The sequence below is a fragment of the Salinimicrobium catena genome (genome assembly GCF_900102915.1).
GTDB lineage: Bacteria > Bacteroidota > Bacteroidia > Flavobacteriales > Flavobacteriaceae > Salinimicrobium > Salinimicrobium catena.
Window position 1 is genome coordinate 149,569 of sequence record NZ_FNGG01000004.1, and the last position, 18,797, is coordinate 168,365.

17 protein-coding genes are annotated in these 18,797 nt (G+C 43.9%); 11 read left to right on the plus strand and 6 right to left on the minus strand.

The window, feature by feature from the left end:
* The first annotated feature begins 117 nt into the window (after positions 1–117).
* The 4 genes from folE to lgt are packed head-to-tail and all read left to right on the plus strand — an operon-like array spanning position 118 to position 3,442.
* Positions 118–795 carry a GTP cyclohydrolase I FolE gene (folE, locus tag BLS64_RS10160; protein WP_093113425.1) on the plus strand — a complete coding sequence of 226 codons (678 nt, stop codon included), beginning with the start codon at positions 118–120 and terminating at the stop codon, positions 793–795.
* Positions 796–814: 19 nt separating this feature from the next.
* Positions 815–2,302 carry a cysteine--tRNA ligase gene (gene cysS / locus BLS64_RS10165; protein ID WP_093113426.1) on the plus strand — a complete coding sequence of 496 codons (1,488 nt, stop codon included), beginning with the start codon at positions 815–817 and terminating at the stop codon, positions 2,300–2,302.
* 13 nt (positions 2,303–2,315) lie between these two features.
* Complete coding sequence (yidD, locus tag BLS64_RS10170) at positions 2,316–2,564, plus strand: membrane protein insertion efficiency factor YidD (RefSeq protein ID WP_093113427.1); 249 nt, start codon at positions 2,316–2,318, stop codon at positions 2,562–2,564.
* Between the two features lie 53 nt (positions 2,565–2,617).
* On the plus strand, positions 2,618–3,442 hold the full coding sequence (gene lgt, locus BLS64_RS10175; protein ID WP_176763471.1) for a prolipoprotein diacylglyceryl transferase: 825 nt from the start codon (positions 2,618–2,620) through the stop codon (positions 3,440–3,442).
* Positions 3,443–3,882: 440 nt separating this feature from the next.
* Here lgt and secDF read toward each other — a convergent pair whose 3' ends face one another.
* The 5 genes from secDF to gyrB form a co-directional block, all read right to left on the minus strand.
* On the minus strand, positions 3,883–6,861 hold the full coding sequence (gene secDF / locus BLS64_RS10180; protein WP_093113428.1) for a protein translocase subunit SecDF: 2,979 nt from the start codon (positions 6,859–6,861) through the stop codon (positions 3,883–3,885).
* A gap of 279 nt (positions 6,862–7,140) precedes the next feature.
* On the minus strand, positions 7,141–8,073 hold the full coding sequence (mdh, locus tag BLS64_RS10185; RefSeq protein ID WP_093113429.1) for a malate dehydrogenase: 933 nt from the start codon (positions 8,071–8,073) through the stop codon (positions 7,141–7,143).
* 84 nt (positions 8,074–8,157) lie between these two features.
* Positions 8,158–9,153: a DUF6588 family protein gene (locus tag BLS64_RS10190; protein ID WP_093113430.1), complete on the minus strand. Its 996-nt coding sequence runs from the start codon at positions 9,151–9,153 to the stop codon at positions 8,158–8,160.
* Positions 9,154–9,258: 105 nt separating this feature from the next.
* Positions 9,259–10,269 (minus strand): DUF6588 family protein, encoded by a 1,011-nt coding sequence (locus BLS64_RS10195; protein WP_093113431.1) that lies wholly within the window; start codon positions 10,267–10,269, stop codon positions 9,259–9,261.
* Positions 10,270–10,354: 85 nt separating this feature from the next.
* The gene (gyrB, locus tag BLS64_RS10200) at positions 10,355–12,295 is read right to left on the minus strand and encodes a DNA topoisomerase (ATP-hydrolyzing) subunit B (RefSeq protein ID WP_093113432.1); all 1,941 of its coding nucleotides are present in this window, start codon (positions 12,293–12,295) and stop codon (positions 10,355–10,357) included.
* Positions 12,296–12,693: 398 nt separating this feature from the next.
* Between gyrB and BLS64_RS10205 the strand changes: the two genes are divergently transcribed.
* Positions 12,694–13,272: a DUF2911 domain-containing protein gene (locus BLS64_RS10205; protein WP_093113433.1), complete on the plus strand. Its 579-nt coding sequence runs from the start codon at positions 12,694–12,696 to the stop codon at positions 13,270–13,272.
* A 52-nt stretch (positions 13,273–13,324) separates the two neighbouring features.
* Here the strand turns inward: BLS64_RS10205 and BLS64_RS10210 are convergent, their stop codons facing one another.
* Positions 13,325–13,957, minus strand: coding sequence for a 7-carboxy-7-deazaguanine synthase QueE (locus BLS64_RS10210; protein WP_093113434.1), 633 nt, complete (start codon positions 13,955–13,957; stop codon positions 13,325–13,327).
* A gap of 161 nt (positions 13,958–14,118) precedes the next feature.
* On the opposite strand from BLS64_RS10210, the gene BLS64_RS10215 reads away from it, so the two are divergent.
* From BLS64_RS10215 to BLS64_RS10240, 6 genes are all read left to right on the plus strand, one after another.
* Entirely contained in the window at positions 14,119–15,447 is a 1,329-nt protein-coding gene (locus BLS64_RS10215; protein WP_093113435.1) for a D-alanyl-D-alanine carboxypeptidase/D-alanyl-D-alanine-endopeptidase, read from the plus strand.
* 5 nt (positions 15,448–15,452) lie between these two features.
* Positions 15,453–16,505 carry a S66 peptidase family protein gene (locus tag BLS64_RS10220; RefSeq protein WP_093113436.1) on the plus strand — a complete coding sequence of 351 codons (1,053 nt, stop codon included), beginning with the start codon at positions 15,453–15,455 and terminating at the stop codon, positions 16,503–16,505.
* A gap of 133 nt (positions 16,506–16,638) precedes the next feature.
* On the plus strand, positions 16,639–17,193 hold the full coding sequence (locus tag BLS64_RS10225) for a hypothetical protein (protein ID WP_093113437.1): 555 nt from the start codon (positions 16,639–16,641) through the stop codon (positions 17,191–17,193).
* Between the two features lie 22 nt (positions 17,194–17,215).
* Complete coding sequence (gene rluF, locus BLS64_RS10230) at positions 17,216–18,073, plus strand: 23S rRNA pseudouridine(2604) synthase RluF (protein ID WP_093113438.1); 858 nt, start codon at positions 17,216–17,218, stop codon at positions 18,071–18,073.
* Positions 18,074–18,126: 53 nt separating this feature from the next.
* Entirely contained in the window at positions 18,127–18,366 is a 240-nt protein-coding gene (locus BLS64_RS10235; RefSeq protein WP_093113439.1) for a DUF7218 family protein, read from the plus strand.
* Positions 18,367–18,369: 3 nt separating this feature from the next.
* Positions 18,370–18,795 carry a VOC family protein gene (locus tag BLS64_RS10240; protein ID WP_093113440.1) on the plus strand — a complete coding sequence of 142 codons (426 nt, stop codon included), beginning with the start codon at positions 18,370–18,372 and terminating at the stop codon, positions 18,793–18,795.
* The last annotated feature ends 2 nt before the right edge of the window (positions 18,796–18,797 follow it).

An 18,797-nucleotide genomic window follows, 5' to 3' on the forward strand; every position in this document is an offset into this window, starting at 1 on the left:
TTATAAAGAAAATGAAACTGCAAAACCTCTGCTCTGGTTGGTTATCAAAAAAGCCTCAGAATATGTATCTTTGCAAGCCTAAACAAAAAGTCCTTTGACTGTTGATTAAAAACGAGTATGAAAAAAAATAATATTGACGAGGCCATAGATGAAATGGGCGATGCTTTTGTGAGTCCTAACACAGACACTCCCATGCGCAAGGACGCCTTTGACAAAACTGATGCAGAAAAGGTAGAGATCATCCAGGAGAACGTGAAGAACATCATGGATGCACTGGGACTTGACCTGAATGATGACAGCCTTAAAGGCACTCCAAAAAGAGTGGCTAAAATGTTCGTGCACGAGATCTTTGGAGGTTTGAACCCAAAATACAAACCCAAAGCCTCAACTTTTCAGAATAAATACAAGTACGGGGAAATGCTGGTTGAAAAAGACATTACCCTCTACTCCACCTGTGAACACCACTTGCTACCCATAGTGGGTAAAGCCCACGTAGGGTACATCTCTAACGGTACAGTTGTGGGATTATCTAAAATGAACCGTATCGTTGATTTTTATGCCAAGAGACCACAGGTACAGGAAAGACTTACCATGCAGATCGTAAAAGAACTTCAGGAAGTACTGGGAACCGAAGATGTAGCCTGCGTTATTGACGCCAAGCACCTTTGTGTGAACAGCCGCGGAATTCGCGATGTGGCCAGCAGCACCGTAACCAGTGAATACGGTGGCCGCTTCAAGGATCCTGAAGCCAGAAGGGATTTTCTGGATTATATCAACCTGGAAACCGACTTTTAAAAAACCTCAATCAGCATATATGGCACTTTATAACGAGCAGGAACTAAAGATCTACAATTCCATTTCAGGAGAAAAAGAAGTCTTTAAACCCATTAATGAAGGGAATATTGGAATGTATGTATGCGGACCTACAGTGTACAGCAATGTACACCTTGGAAACTGCCGCACCTTCATTTCCTTTGACCTGGTCTTTCGTTACCTGAAACATCTTGGCTATAAAGTGCGATACGTGAGAAACATTACCGATGCCGGTCACCTGGAAAACGATGCAGATTCAGGGGAAGACAGGATCGCGAAAAAAGCCCGCCTGGAGCAGATCGAACCTATGGAGGTGGTACAGAAGTACACCGTGGATTTCCACAATATCCTTCAGAAGTTCAATAACCTGCCGCCAAGTATTGAGCCTACCGCTACCGGACACATAGTGGAACAGATCGAGATCATTAAAGAGATCATTGAGAAAGGTTACGCCTACGTGGAAAACGGATCAGTATACTTTGATGTTCTTAAGTTCAATGAATCTCATGACTACGGAAAATTGAGCGGAAGAAAGCTGGAGGATATGATCCCGAATACCCGCGAACTTACCGCCCAGAGTGACAAGAAGAATCCGCAGGATTTTGCCCTATGGAAAAAAGCCGAACCCCAGCACATTATGCGCTGGCCTTCCCCGTGGAGCGACGGTTTCCCGGGCTGGCACCTGGAGTGTACAGTGATGAGCTCGAAATATTTGGGAGAGGAATTTGATATTCACGGAGGTGGAATGGATCTGAAATTCCCGCATCACGAATGCGAGATCGCACAGGGAGAGGCGGCTACGGGAAAAAATCCGGTGCATTACTGGATGCATGCCAACATGCTCACCCTTAACGGTAAGAAAATGGCGAAAAGCACAGGTAATAATATCCTTCCAAACGAGATCTTTACAGGGGATAATCCAAACCTCGAGAAAGGATTTGCTCCTACAGTAGCAAGATTCTTTATGCTGCAGGCGCATTACCGAAGCATTCTTGACTTTTCCAATGAAGCTTTGCTGGCCAGCGAGAAAGGTTTCAACAGGCTCATGGATGCGTACCACCTGCTGGATGAACTTAAAACTTCTGAAAAGTCCTCTTTTGAAGTGGCAGCCTGGAAGCAGAAGTGCTATGATGCCATGAACGATGATTTCAACAGCCCAATCCTTATCGCACAGCTTTTTGAAGCCGTGAAACAGATAAACGTGATCAATGAAGGCAAGGCCGGGATCACTGCCAGCGATCTTGAGGAGCTGAAAAAAACCTTCCACGACTTCATTTTTGAGGTCTTAGGGCTGGTAGATACCGCCGAGGCGGCAGACAACGATACAGGAACCAAATTGGCCGGCACCGTAGAACTTTTGATAAAACTTAGAGCCGAGGCTCGTGCCAATAAAGATTTTGCCACCAGTGATAAGATCCGTGACCAACTCTTAGAACTGGGCATTCAGCTGAAAGACGGCAAGGAAGGCACCAGCTTTTCCCTAAATTAAAACCAGTGAAAACATGTCGGCAAAAAAATGGCTTTCATATCCATTGATCGGGATGGTGAAATTCTACCAGAATTTCATCTCCCCTCTTACGCCGGCCACCTGTCGCTACACTCCCACCTGCTCACAATATACCCTGGAAGCATTAAAGAGACATGGAGCCTTTAAAGGCGGCTGGCTCGGCCTAAAACGAATTGCCAGCTGCAACCCCTGGGGAGGCTCAGGTTATGACCCAGTTCCGGAGAAACTTCAAAAGAAAAAGTAAGCAGGAAAATCCTGCAAATATGTATATTTACCAACCAACCTTAAATCAACTGCATGTTCTTCAATAAGATCTACTGGAATCCTTCAGAAGGATTTGACCTGGGCTTTTTCACGCTTCATTATTACAGCCTGATGTTCGTTGTGGCTTTTACCATTGGATGGTATCTCATGAAAAGCATTTATCAGCGGGAAGGCGTTTCCCTGGAAAAGCTGGATTCATTATTCATTTATACCGTTTTGGCCACCCTTATTGGTGCAAGGCTGGGACACGTGATCTTTTATGACTGGGATTATTTCCAGAATCACTTACTGGAGATCTTTTTACCGGTGAGGTTTGAACCCGAATTCGAATTTACCGGCTTCAGAGGATTGGCGAGTCATGGGGCCGCGATAGGGATCATCACCGCGATGTACCTTTATTGCCGAAATGTGCTGCACAAGCCAGTGCTTTGGATCCTGGACCGTATTGTAATTCCTGTGGCTTGCGGAGGGATCTTTGTAAGGATAGGGAATTTCATGAATTCTGAGATCATTGGAAAGCCGACCAACAGCGACTTTGGAGTAGTTTTCGTAAAGCTGGGAGAGGATTTCGCCAGGCATCCGGCCCAATTGTATGAATCAGCAGGATACGTGCTGGTCTTCATCATTTTATGGCTCACTTACTGGAAAACCGAAAAACGTAAAGAACTGGGCTATATCTTCGGATTGTTCCTCGTATTGCTATGGACAGTAAGGTTCTTCGTGGAATTCATGAAGGAACCACAGGTTGGCGAACGAGTGAACTGGGTGCTCAATACCGGACAATGGTTAAGCCTTCCTTTTATCCTCGCCGGATTCTACTTCATGTTCAGACCCAAATCAAAGGACAGGGTAAAATAATCACGAGTTTAGAAAGCATTTTTAAGCCTCCGGTATTCCGGGGGCTTTTTTTATGCGCAGAAAGTTTCCGCACCACTAAGGCTTCGGAAGAAAACGAACAGCGAGCACTTCTCTCTTCAGAAGAAAAAAATAGCGTCCCAATAGAGGCTTTTTGAGTCGGTATCCTGCCGCAAAAGAAAAAGACTTAAAAATCACTCCTTCCGAAGACCAAACAGCGAAAGATCAGCTCTTCGGAAGAATTGCATAAACCCTTCCCTGGTCAATAGTAAGTCAAAGACTCTTTTCGAAGCACCGAATTATCACTTCAGATAAAGTACTTATAGCTTCCGAAGAGCTTCAAAAAAGTCCGATTACAGGAAAGGGTGTCTGCTCTATTCATTTAAAATAAGACAAAAAAAAAGCCCCCTTTTCAGGAGGCTTTCTTCATTTGAAATATATTCTTAAGCTACCGCTTCTTTTTTTCTTTTAAGTTTCTTTCTTTCTTCCTGCTTGTTGAAGGTGTCGTAAGTCACCGGAGTTGCAACGAAGATAGAAGAGTAAGTACCTACAAGCACACCCACAATAAGGGCAAACATGAATCCTCTGATGCTCTCCCCTCCAAAGATGAAAATGGCAAGCAGTACCACAAGAGTGGTCATCGAGGTGTTCAACGTACGGCTGATGGTACTGTTGATCGCGGCGTTGATAGCGTCTTTCTGAGTCCATCCCGGGTGCTCGTTAAAGAACTCCCTGATGCGGTCAAAGATCACCACGGTATCGTTAAGCGAATAACCAACTACTGTAAGGATAGCCGCAATGAAGGCCTGGTCTATCTCCATGTTGAAAGGCATGAACTTGTAAGTTAGTGAGAACACACCGAGTACAATTAGCACGTCATGGATAACCGCCACTACAGCCCCTAAACTGAACTGGTATTTTCTAAACCTCAACAGGATATAAAGGAAGATTACCAATAGCGAACCAAGGACAGCCCAGATAGAAGCCTGCTTGATATCATCGGCAATAGATGGTCCTACTTTGATAGACTGCATGATCCCGATCTCCCTGTCTCCTTCTCCAACCGCGAAGTCATCATAAGTAACATCTTCAGGAAGATAAGACTGAAGAGCTGAAAATAATTTCTGCTGGATCTCATTATCGATCTCAGTTCCTTCTTCGTCAACTTTGTACTTAGTCGTCACCTTGATCTGGTTGGCAGCTCCAAATGTTTTGGCATCTGCACTTCCAAATTCAGCAACAAGATTCTGTTCGATCTCGGTTGGGTTTACAGGATGATCAAACCTCACCGTATAGCTTCTTCCTCCAACAAAGTCAACACCCTGGTTCAATCCCTGAGTGAAAAGAGATCCTAAACTAATAAGAATAAAAGCTCCGGAAATGATATAGAAAGTCTTTCTCTTTCCAAGGAAATTAATATTTAGGTTACCAAACAAACCTTTGGTCATGGACGTTGAGAAATCCAGGTTCTTTCCTTTCTTACCATAACCGTCAATGAACAACCTGGTAATGAAAATAGCCGTGAACAAAGAGGTTGCGATACCAATTAATAATGTGGTAGCGAATCCTTTGATAGGACCGGTTCCAAGTACAAGAAGGATAAGACCGGTAAGACCTGTGGTGATGTTGGCATCAAGAATAGAAGACAACGCATTGTTGAAACCATCTTTAATGGCGTCTTTCTGGATCTTTCCTTTAGCATATTCTTCACGAATACGCTCAAAGATAAGAACGTTAGCATCCACCGAAATACCGATGGTTAACACGATACCCGCGATACCGGGAAGGGTTAATACCGCACCAAGTCCTGCCAAAATTCCGAAGATGAAAAGAATGTTCACTACGAGCGCGATATCCGCAAAGATCCCGGCTTTACCGTAGTAGAAGATCATCCATATCAACACAAGTACAAGGGCGATGGCAAAAGACATAACTCCGCTGTCAATAGCTTCCTGACCAAGGGATGGCCCAACCACTTCACTCTGAATAATATCTGCGGAAGCAGGAAGCTTACCTGCACGCAGTACGTTCGCAAGATCCTGACCTTCTGTAATGGTAAAATCTCCCGTGATCTCACTTCTTCCACCTGAAATAGGACCACTGGAAACACCAGGTGCAGAATACACAATGTTATCAAGTACGATAGCGATCTGGCTCTGGTTCTCTGAAGCGTAACCGGTCATCTCTTCCCAGATCCTTGCTCCTTTTCCGTTCATCTGCATGCTTACAGCCACACGACCTACCTGGTCGTAGCTCTGCATTGCATCTGTGATCACACTTCCTGAAAGAGGTGGTTCATTTTGCCTGTTTCCTTTAAGGGCATAAAGCGCAGCAACTTCGCTGTCTTCATCTGTCTTACCCCAAACGAATTTGGCATATCGTTGTTCTGCAGGAAGCAAAGAGCGCACCTGAGACATGTTCAAATATTCATTGACCTGAGCGGTATCCTCTACAGGAAAGGTAGCAAGAACAGGACCTCCCTGGAATCCAGGAGAAACCATTAGGTCGAACAACGGGTTCTTTTGTTGAGCCACTTCTGTAGTATCATCGGCAGCCTGTAAAAGAGCGTCGATCTCATCTTCTGCAGCATCGGTAGTATCTACAGTCTCTTCTTCCTGAGCCACAAGATCTTTTAGCACATTGTTAGCCTGTACAAAGAATCCCTGAAGTTCATTGCTCTTATATACATGCCAGAACTCAAGCTGAGCAGTACTTTGTAAAAGCCCTTTTACACGATCGATCTCTTTTGCTCCTGGAAGCTCAACCAGGATCCTACCTGAATTTCCAAGACGCTGAATGTTCGGCTGAGTAACTCCAAATTTATCGATCCTTTTTCTCAATACTTCAAAAGCTGAAGTAATGGACTCGTCAATTTTACGGCGAATGATAGGCTTCACCTCATCATTGCTCATTTCAAAATTGATCTCGTCACTTAAATTCTTATTTGCAAAAATGTCGGGAGAAGCAAGCTGTGCGTCAGGAATTTCTTCGAAGGCCTCAAAGAAAAGGTCTACATAATTTTCCTGGCTCTTCTTCTGCTCTTCATCGGCTTTGGCCAACGCCTGGTTAAAGGCCGGGTCTTTTGAGTTGTTGGCAAGCTCTCTAAGAATGTCTCTTACAGAGATCTGAAGGATCACGTTGATCCCGCCTTTAAGGTCAAGCCCTTTGTTAAGCTCCTTGTCTTTAGCGGTGTTGTAAGTAATACCGGCTATGATCTCTTCATTCCCAATGGAATCAAGGTATCTTTGCTCAGCCCTTTCCCGAAGCGCAACGTAGCCTTCTTCGTTATTACTGATCTTTTGCTCCGCAAATGCTTCGGCATCTTTCTCAACGTTGTTGGCGATAAATGTGAAAGACAGCTGGTAGATACATACCAGGCCAAACAAAATCGCGAACACCTTGATTATTCCCTTGTTCTGCATTATTCTTTAATTTATGTTCAATTTTTAAAAACGGACAAATATAGGTTTTCAAGAAAGAAATCCCAATTATTTTTTTTTGAAAAGATTAACTTTTAGACTAATAGAAAAAGCTGCCTGAAAATAGTGCTGAAACCTTTGTTTGTAGCATCTTTTCGGAAATTCTCACTCCCGAAAAACAAGAGTTATTTAAATCAGATCCTTTTACTAAAGAAGATCCTAAATTGCCAAGGTACTTCAGTTATTTTCAAGCAGCTTTTCCACTAAAAGCTTTAGATATAATTACTTCTTAAGGTCCAAAAGGCCATTGGTCTTGGAAACCCCTTCAGAGCTTTCCTTTAACTTGGCTTTTTCGGCCTCATCAAGTTCTAATTCCACGATCTCCTCGATCCCGTTCTTCCCAAGGATCACAGGAACTCCTATACAAAGATCATTTAGCCCATACTCCCCTTCTAAAAGGGCAGAACAGGGGAACATTTTTTTCTGATCGTTAGCGATGGCCTGTACCAGCGAAGAAACCGCTGCACCAGGCGCATACCAGGCACTTGTACCCAACATCTTGGTAAGGGTTGCCCCTCCTACTTTGGTGTCTTCTGAGATCTGGTTGATCCTTTCTTCGGAAAGGAAAGCAGAAACCGGCACCGAATTCCTTGTTGCCAAGCGGGTCAAAGGCACCATACCAGTGTCGCTGTGACCTCCAATTACCATTCCTTCAACATCTGAAGCCGGGCAATCCAGAGCTTCGCTAATGCGGTACTTGAAACGGGCGCTATCCAAAGCTCCACCCATTCCTATGATCCTGTTCTTTGGAAGGTTCGTGGTCTTGTGCACCAGGTAGGTCATGGTATCCATAGGATTACTCACTACTATGATGGTTACATCTGGAGACTGCTCGATTAGACTGGAAGCAACAGATTTTACGATATCGGCATTGATCCCGATCAATTCTTCACGGGTCATTCCCGGTTTTCTTGGAATTCCGCTGGTGATCACAGCAATGTCAGATCCTGCTGTTTTTGAATAATCGTTTGTAGCTCCGGTGATCTTGGTGTCGAATCCCAACAGGGAAGCAGTCTGCATTAGATCCATCGCTTTACCTTCAGCATAGTCCTCTTTGATATCTACCAAAACAACTTCTGAAGCAAAATTCTTGATGGCGATGTATTCTGCGCAACTGGCTCCAACAGCTCCCGCACCAACTATAGTAACTTTCATAATTTATATTGTTTGATTAATAGTGTTGCGAAAATACAAATAATACCTAAGTTTTAATAGGATTACGGGGCAAAAGAAGCGCTTTTAAATACGGACATGAAGGCCCAGATTGGCATTGAAAAATTTCCCTGCGGTTCCCATGGCGCTTAACCTGAATCTACCGAGGTGAATGTTGAAGCCGAGATCTGTTTTGAAGTAAGCCTCCACATCGCCCAACTCCTGCAATTGGGTGTTCACCGTGATCAAGGCAGGACCATCGCCTCCCATCACATAATCAAAAGAAGAACTGGCCGCGCCAAGAGCTCCAAAAAGTTCAAATGCCCCCCATTGTTTAGAGGCTATAGCTTCAGCCATCCAAAGGTGGGCATCTACTTTAATCAGGTTCATCATTACCAGATCTTCCACCTCTATGGCATCAAAAGCGTATTCCACATCAAATTTGCTGTAAGTCAGCGCCGCGGCTAACTGAAATCCCTCCGGAGAATAATTGCGGAAATACTGACTGAAATTATGCTTAAGTCCCAACCCAAAAGTGCTGGCAGTCACATCATCTATGGTCACCTGAGGCATGGCCCTCACGGTCACCTCAGTGCCTGCAGGCAAGCCGATCGCCACCTGAAGAAAAGCGTGAGGCACATAGTCCCTGTCGATCCCGTCAAAGCCTTTAAACCTCACCGCCCTGGTCTCTGTATTTCCTGAAACCGGGTTTTCAAAAGTAACTTCCCCGCTAAAGAAAGTGGCGGTTTGAGTTCCGAAGGCGGTCGGGAGCCGAACGTTTTGAGATCCTTCGATCTCCAAAAGCTGAAGATCTGCATTGGAAAGAGGAAAGGTTTTCCTGTCGTCAGGAATAAAAAGGGCGTTACCATGAACTGAAAGCCTGAAATCCCACTTTTCAAGAGTGGCAGCCGAACTGTACCACCCGGCACTGGCCTGATAGGCAGCACCTTCAGATGCAGGTTTTGCAAAATTATCGGCCAGGGTAAGCATATCTGCTATGAACAATTCGGAATTATCCTGGGCCCGGACAGCACCTGTACCTAGCAAAAAAGCAACTAACAAAGGAAAGATTATCTTTTTCAAAATGATCGGTTTTCAGTAAAAATAGCAAAAAATCTTCAGCTTCTTCAGCAACAAAAAAACCCGCAATAAATGCGGGTTTTGAATAATATTGTAGGTAAGAACCTACTAAAAGCCCAGGTGAAGCCCTACAGATAAAGCATCGTATTCCTGGAAACTGTAATCTCCCGTGATCTTGAAAAAACCTAATTTCAAGGCCATCCCCAGGTTTGCTTTTATCCCATTGATATCATCTACTATAGTGAACGGATCTTCGATCTCGTCGATCACGATCCCTGTGTTTTCGTCTTTGATAATATAAGTACCCAACATGGCAGAATCTGAAGAACCGGTCATATAGCCCAAACCTCCGTAAAAATTGATAACAGGCAGATTGGTAGACACTATCCCTGAAAACAACCAGGAATCCATATTGGTCTTGATCCTTTGGTTCTCACCATCTAAATAGTTCTGCTCGGTAAAATCATAAGAACCGTTCATCCTGGTGTATCCAACAAGGCCCGACACTGCAACCGGAAGCTCTGTAGGGAACCAGCTGGTGATCTCATGCTGAAGAGCTGCTCCATAAAGTTCTGCCTGCACATTATCATAATTCACCTTCGGGAAGTAACGCGCCTTCACTTCTGTTCCTTTAAACACCCCTAAACGTGCCTGAAGGAAAGCCGCCGGCACCATTTCAACACCTGCTGCAGCCAGTCCGTCAGGAAGGGTAATTTCAGCTTGTTGTTTCCCCAAAGGAGTATCATACTCCAGATATACGTTTACCGGCTCAGGATTATGACCTAAAAGTGTAGAAACATTTTTTTCCGAAGAACCGTCCACAAACTGAATGTTTTGATAATCTACAGTTCTCATATTAAAGGACTGGTGATCCCCCAGATTAACCGCCGCATTTCCGATAATCGAAAATTCAAACCCAAGTTTATCCTTAACTTCAGCAGACTGATACCAGCCGTTCGAAAGGTTAAAGACCGTCGCCTGAGTTCCGGGGCGCAGATATTCGGTAGCAAAGGTCTTGGTGTCCTCAATTCCCGCAGCCAAAAGTCGGCCCAGGTTGTCTTGCGCCCAGGACTGGACACTGCACAGCATTACTGCTGAAAGAAGTAAAATCTTTTTCATAAGTAGGTTTTTAAAATGTTTTTTGTGGAGGCACAAATATAAAGGAAATAAAAAACCCGGAGCAGAACTCCGGGCTTTTAACCTTTTACGCGTCTATGTTCGCATAGACCGCGTTCTTTTCAATGAACTCCCTTCGAGGCGGCACCTCGTCACCCATTAACATGGAGAAGATCCTGTCGGCCTCTCCGCTATTGTCAATGGTTACCTGGCGCAGGGTCCTGAACTCAGGGTTCATGGTGGTATCCCATAACTGCTCGGCATTCATCTCTCCAAGACCCTTATATCGCTGAACACTCACTCCACCACTGTATGATGCGGCGATCTCATCCCGCTCACGGTCATTCCAAGCGTAACGCTTTTTGCTTCCTTTTTTGATAAGGTAAAGAGGCGGGGTCGCAATATAAACGTGACCGGCTTCGATCAATTCTTTCATATACCTAAAGAAGAAGGTAAGAATAAGGGTGGCAATGTGAGACCCATCTACATCGGCATCACACATGATCACGATCTTATGGTACCTCAGCTTACTAAGGTTAAGCGCCTTGCTGTCTTCCTCGGTACCAATGGTCACCCCAAGAGCGGTATAAATATTCTTTATTTCTTCATTTTCAAAGACCTTGTGACTCATAGCCTTTTCCACATTAAGGATCTTACCTCTTAAAGGAAGGATAGCCTGGAAATGACGGTCACGGCCTTGCTTTGCAGTTCCACCTGCCGAGTCTCCCTCTACAAGGAACACTTCACTCTCATGCGGATCTTGCGAAGCACAGTCTGATAATTTCCCCGGAAGGCCTCCCCCGCTCATCACTGTCTTACGCTGCACCATTTCACGCGCCTTTTTGGCCGCATGACGTGCCTGCGCGGCAAGGATCACCTTCTGAACGATTGTCTTCGCATCATTGGGATTCTCTTCAAGATAGATCTCCAGCATTTCGGAAACTGCCTGGGAAACCGCAGAAGTAACTTCCCTGTTCCCAAGTTTGGTCTTGGTCTGCCCCTCGAACTGAGGTTCAGAAACCTTTACCGAAACAATAGCTGTAAGCCCTTCCCGGAAATCATCTCCGGAGATCTCGAACTTCAGCTTATCGAGCATTCCCGAAGCATCTGCGTATTTTTTCAAAGTAGTGGTCAAACCACGACGGAATCCCGCCAGGTGTGTCCCCCCTTCGTGAGTATTAATATTGTTTACGTAAGAGTGCAGGTTTTCATTAAAAGAGGTATTGTAAACCATGGCAACCTCAACAGGAATGTCATTTTTCTCTCCTTCGATCGAGATCACATCATTAATGATAGGCTCTCTTGTTCCGTCCAAAAAGCGGATGAATTCCTTCAACCCTTCTTCTGAATGAAAAACTTCAGAAACGAATTCGCCTTTATCATCTTTTTGCCTTTTGTCCGTTAGAGTTATAGAAATCCCTTTGTTCAAAAAGGCAAGTTCCCGCATACGGCTGGCAAGCGTTTCATAGCTGTACTCAGTTGTTTGCTGAAAGATGGTAGCATCTGGCTTGAATGTAACGATAGTTCCGTTAAGAGAGGTCTCTCCAACAGACTTTACAGGATAAAGCGGTTTTCCTCTTTCATATTCCTGTTCCCAAATAGTACCGTCACGGTAAACCGTAGCCTTAAGATGATCTGAAAGTGCGTTCACACAACTCACCCCAACTCCGTGAAGACCTCCGGAAACTTTATAGGAATCCTTATCAAATTTACCACCTGCCCCGATCTTGGTCATTACCACTTCAAGAGCAGAAACACCTTCTTTTTTATGCAGGTCAACCGGGATACCTCTTCCGTTATCCTCGGTAGTGATGGAATTGTCTTCGTTTATGGTTACTTTGATGTTGTCGCAATGCCCGGCAAGAGCCTCATCAATAGAGTTGTCTACCACCTCATAGACCAGATGGTGCAATCCTCTTACTCCAGTATCCCCAATATACATCGATGGTCGCATGCGCACATGCTCCATCCCCTCCAGCGCCTGAATACTGTCAGCCGAATAATTGCTTCTTTTAACCTCTTCGCTCATACTTAAATTCGTTAAAATTTTGTCAAATCCTATAACGAACAAATATACTAAAAAGCATGCTTTAAAACCACTTTTTGCAGTAATAACCACTCCAAGTTATCAACAATTCTATGTGAAAAAATAAGCTATAACCCACTAATTCATCTTTCCTCCTTTTCCAGAGTGTGATCTGATTTTGAAAAGGTTATTTCTTGAAAAACTCATTTTTTAGAGTCTTCGGAAAATCTGATTTATTCACAACTTAAGAAGCTGAAAATGACAATTAGAAAAGCTTCATTTTAGACATCCAATCCCTATTTATTTTATTTAGTTTTATTTAACTAATATTAAATAGATATTTAACGGGAATTCCCCTGCCATAAAACTATATTTAGACACTAACTTAAAAAACCTTAGAAATGAAAAAATTAATAACTGTTGTTTTCTTTTTCCTGGGAGTAATAGCTATTCCACAGATGAATGCCCAGGACACTACTGAAACTTTAAAAGATAATGACGGACCCAATTTTTCCAAACTTGATGTAAGTCCGCTCGATGTGATCCTCTTTAGAGGAGAGAACAACGAGCCTTTCGCAAGGGTACTTTATAGCCGACCCCAGACCCGCGACAGGGAAATATTTGGTAAACTTGTTCCTTATGGGGAAGTATGGAGAACGGGCGCCAATGAAGCCACTGAAATCACTCTATATCAAGATATGATGGTCTCAGGGAAGAAGATCAAAAAAGGAACTTACACTTTGTTCACCATTCCAAAAGAAAATGAATGGACCATTATTCTTAACAACAGTACCAACATTTGGGGGGCCTACGATTACCAGGTGGAAAAAGACGTGGCAAGGATCACTGTACCGGTAAAAAAAGCTAAAGCACCCATTGAAGCTTTGTCTATGTCATTTGAACCTATTGACAACGGCGCAAAATTATACATAGGCTGGGATGACCGCTATGTTGAAGTTCCTTTTAAAAAGGCAAATTAGAAGAACCGGAATTATTAATATAAAAAAGCCCCTTTTCAGGGGCTTTTTCAGTTTATGGGATATTCAGATATTTATGAGTTTGTAAGGATACCTTCCACTTAGGGTTCTGCATCACATAATCTACAATAAGCGGGATCATTTTTTCCCTGTTGCTCCATTCTGGCTGCAGATATAGGATGCAGTCTTCATTTACTCTGGCCGCCTGTTCTTCAGCGAATTTGAAGTCATGTTTGTTAAATATGATCACCTTTAATTCATTGGCCTTTTTGTAGACCGTCTCTGTAGGCAGCTTTATCTTTTTAGGAGAAAGACAGATCCAATCCCAGATTCCTGTAAGAGGATATGCTCCTGAAGTCTCTATGTGTATCTTTGCCCCTTTGGCCTTTAATCCGGAAGTAAGTTTGGTCATATCCCATGTCAGGGGCTCCCCTCCTGTCACCACAACTGTTTTGCTGTACTTTACCGCATTTTCTACGATCCTATCAACCTCTGTTGGCGGGTGAAGTTTGGCATTCCAGCTTTCTTTCACGTCACACCAGTGGCAGCCTACATCGCATCCTCCTATCCTAACAAAGTATGCCGCAGTTCCCTTGTGGTAACCCTCCCCCTGAATAGTATAGAATTCCTCCATCAAAGGCAGCATTTCTCCGGCAGCGACAAGCTCGTTTATTTCATTCTCTTTCATAGGCCGCAAAGGTAATTAAAAACAGCATCAATTAAACTGAAGGGAAACGGAAATAGTCAGTATACAGATACCTATCTTCAGAAGAAAATTGGCAGATCTGCAGTTTTCCCGATCAAATTTTTACTTTTACAACTGTTAGCTTTTTCCAGATCACAAGAAACATGAACCTAAAGCCCCACCCAATTCCTCTTTTAAAAAATACCCTTCAGGCTTTTTTTGTGTTATTACTTACAATTCTATTCTCCTCCTGCTCCGGTAGCAAAAGCACTTTCAGATCTGTAGAAAAACAGTTGGAAAGATCCCCGGTTTTTGAAAAAGGCTTTCCCGGACTCATGGTCTATGATCCTGAAAACAGGAAGGTACTTTATGAATACAATTCTGACAAATATTTCACACCGGCCTCAAACACAAAACTTTTCACCTTCTACACAGGCTTGAAGATGTTGGGAGACTCCGTCCCTGCACTGCGGTACACTGTGAAGAATGACTCTCTTATCTTCAAAGGCACCGGAGATCCCTCTTTATTAAATCCATACCTTCCGGAATCGCGGGTAATCCCATTTTTAAAACAAGCCGAAGCCGAATTGTTCTACCTGCCGCCGGTCGTACAGGAAACTTTCTTTGGCCCGGGCTGGGCGTGGGATGATTACAACGACTATTATTCGGTGGAAAGATCGGCATTCCCTGTCTACGGAAATGAGGTCACTTTCACACCTTCCGAACTTCAGGAAAAACCGGAAGCTTTTCCTGCCCTTTTCCGGGAAGCCTTAACGGCTGATACCTTGCTTCAAAAAAGGATCAGAAGAGATCTTTTCACAAACCAATTTCGCTACCCAAAAAATTTCAGCAAGGAACAAACTGTTCCGTTAAAGACTTCCGCAGAGACAGCAATAAGATTACTAAGCGACACTCTGGTGCGACCGGTTCAGATCCTTAGCATTAATCCTAATATCACTTTTCAGAAAACACTCTACAGCATTCCTACAGACAGCCTGTACAAAAGAATGCTGCAGGAAAGCGATAACTTCATCGCCGAGCAGACCCTGTTGCTTGCAGCCAATGAAATTTCAGATAGCCTAAGAACCGGAATCGCTATAAAGCACATGAAGGAACACTTTTTAAAAGACCTCCCTGACGAACTTAAATGGGTAGACGGATCTGGCCTGTCCCGGTATAATCTGACCACTCCCCGAAATATGGTACGGCTGCTTGAAAAGATCAAAAAGGAAGTCTCTCAAAAAAGGCTTTTTCACCTCCTTCCTGCCGGCGGAAGATCGGGCACTATAGAGAAACAATTCAAAGCAGATGAGCCATGGATATTTGCAAAAACCGGCTCACTTAGCAACAATTACAGCCTTAGCGGCTATATGATCACGAAAAAAGGAGAGCTCCTGATATTTAGTTTTATGAACAGCAATTATGTAGTGCCTTCTGCCGAACTCAAGGAGCAAATAGAGGTCATTTTGCGGGCCATCAGGAACAACAACTAACAAGTATGGAAAGAAGGAAATTCATTCAGAACCTCGGAATTGGCAGCCTCGCCTTGCCACTGAACTTTTTTGGCACCACTGCAGATCCGGAGGACATCAGTGCCAGAACTATTGTTCCGAAGAAATTACAACCGGGCGACACCATTGGGATAATAAGTCCCGCAAGTGCCATTTTCGAGACAGAACCTTATGAGATCGCCAAAGAAACCTTTGAAGCGATGGGGCTAATAGTTAAATTTGGAAACTTTACCAAAAGCAGGTATGGACACCTCGCCGGTACCGATGATGAAAGGGCTAATGAGCTGATGGACATGTTCAAGGATGAAGAAGTGAAGGCCATCATTGCTCTTCGGGGAGGCGCAGGTTCGGCGCGGTTACTTGAAAAGCTCGATTACCGGGTAATAAAAAGGAATCCAAAGATCTTTATTGGCTATTCAGACATCACAGCCCTGCACCTGGCCATTCATAAAAAAACGGGCCTGGTCACCTTCCACGGGCCGGTGGCGGTTTCAACATGGAATGAGTTTGCTTATTCCCACCTCAAAAAACTGCTTTTTGAAGGAGAAGCCATGTTGTATGAGAATCCTTCAGACAAAGGCGATCAACTGGCTCAAACCAAGAACCGGATAAGAACCATTACACCCGGGACCGCAAAAGGGGAATTACTGGGCGGAAATCTTTCGGTACTTACAGGAATTATGGGATCTGAATATTTTCCGAAGAACTGGAAAGGAAAGATCCTTTACCTCGAAGACATAGGAGAAAAGATCTATGCGGTTGACCGAATGATGTCTCAGCTGCAGCTGGGAGGAGTCTTGAGCGAAATAGCGGGCTTTGTTTTTGGAAAATGCAGTGATTGTGACCCCGGCGGAAGCGGTTACGGCTCCCTCACTCTTGAAGAAGTCATTGACCACTACATTAAACCGCTGGGAATTCCGGCATTTTTTGGAGCCATGATAGGCCATATTGACGATAATGCGACCATTCCCAATGGGATCGAAGCAGAAATCGATGCCAAAAAAGGGACCATCAAATTATTAGAGCCTGCTGTAAAATAAGTTAACAACTTCAGGAGTTTTGAACTTCATATCGGCCACATTACGCCGACAATTCTTACTTTTATAAAAAATTAAAAAGCTCCCCTTTCCTTTACAGGCAGGAGAGACATTTCAGTAAAATTTAAATTCGATCATGAAAAAAAGTCTTCTTCTATTGTTAATTTCCGCAGGCCTGTTCACCTCCTGTGATAAAGAACAAGATCCATTCCTCATCAGCGCTAACAGCATTGGACATTTGACCAAAGAGGTACAGATAAGAGAACTGGATTCGGTCTTTGCTCAGGATTCCATTGTAAGGCAGGTAAGCGAAGGGGAATTATACAGAAGCAATAATGAAATAGAAGTTTACGATAAGAAAGGAAAAAAGATGTTGTTGCTGGAACCGGTACAGGCATTCGACTCTACCAGCACAATAGGGTTTGTACAGGTTCTTGACCCAAGGTTCAAGACCGCAAAAGGCCTAAACACCCAGAGCACCTTTAAAGACATCGTAGAAAACTACAATATTTCCAGAATTGAGAATACCCTGAGTGCGGCTGTGATCTTTATTGATGACCTCAACATCTATGTGACCATTGATAAAAAGCAGTTGCCAGCCGACCTGCGCTATGACACTCAAAAAAGGATAACGGCTGCACAGATCCCGGATGAGGCGAAGATCAAATATTTCATGATCGACTGGGACTAAAGGAAAATTGAAAGAAAGATCTATGGCAGAGGAAAATCTTACCCGTCTCAATAAATATCTAAGTGAAGTGGGCTATTGTTCCCGCAGAAAAGCCGATGCGCTTATTGAACAGGGCCGGGTAACGATCAACGGCGCAGTACCCCAAATGGGAACCAAAGTAGCTCCGGGAGATGAGGTAAGAGTAAATGGAGAGCTTATAGTCCCTCCAAAGAAGGACAATGTTTACCTGGCGTTCAACAAGCCTATTGGTATTGTTTGCACCACTAATCCCAAAGAAAAAAAGAACATAGTTGATTACATAAATTTCCCTACCCGCATCTTCCCAATAGGCCGATTAGACAAACCCAGTGAAGGCCTTATCCTCATGACAGATGATGGAGACATAGTGAACAAGATCCTGAGAGCCAGGAACAATCACGAAAAAGAGTATATAGTTACCGTTGATCGTAATATCACCCAGGACTTCATAGAGAGAATGAGCAACGGTATTCCCATTTTGGATACCGTCACCAGGAAGTGTGAGGTAGAGCAGCTCACCCGGAATACCTTCAGGATCGTACTTACCCAGGGACTCAACCGCCAAATCCGCAGAATGTGTGAGTATTTAGGATATGAGGTGGTCAAACTGAAAAGGATAAGGATCATGAACATTCCGCTGGATGTGCCCGTGAGCAAGTACCGGCATTTAACTGAAAAAGAACTGGCAGACCTCAACAGCCTTTTGGGAGAATCAACAAAGACCGAAGAAGGTTCGCTGCCGGGACCAAATAAACCTGAAAAGGCTCCAAAAACCTCTGCTCCCAGATCTCGAAAGCCGGAAAGGTCTTTAAAGAAAAAAGAAGGCTTTAGAAAAAACCGCCGGCAAAAAGGAGAATCTTAACAGAGAATTAAGCCGATTTCTTGGCATATCTGCTTATTTTTAAGAAAAAAGTTATGCCAGACAATCGCATCAAGAACGAAGATCAATACGAAGCTCTTAGAGACAAAGGAGCAAGTAAAGAAAAAGCGGCACGAATAGCCAACACTTCCAATTCGGGTAAAAAAGGAGGCAGTTCCAACAAATATGAAGGCCGCAGCAAAGATGAGCTGTATAAAAAGGCCAAGGAAGTGGGGATCGAGGGCCGTTCAAAAATGAGCAAAAAAGAACTTATCAACGCACTAAGGAATCATTAATACATGGGAAACATCAACCCCTTTCACCTGGCTATCCCGGTGAACGATCTTGAAAAAGCCAGAACTTTTTACCGCGATGTGCTGGGCTGTGAAGAAGGCCGAAGCAGTGAGCATTGGGTGGATTTCAACTTCTTTGGCCATCAACTGGTCATTCATTACAAGGAAGCTTCAGAAACAAAACCTGCAGCGACCAATCCAGTAGACGGGAAAGATGTTCCTATTCCTCATTTTGGAGTAGTACTGGACTGGAATGTTTTTCAGAAGTTCTCAGACGAACTCGAAAGCAAGCAGGTTTCCTTTGTCATTGAACCCTATATTCGATTTGAAGGACAGGCGGGGGAACAGGCAACCATGTTCTTTAAGGACCCAAGCGGAAATGCCTTGGAATTCAAATCTTTTAAGAATATGGATCAGCTGTTTGCAAAATAAAC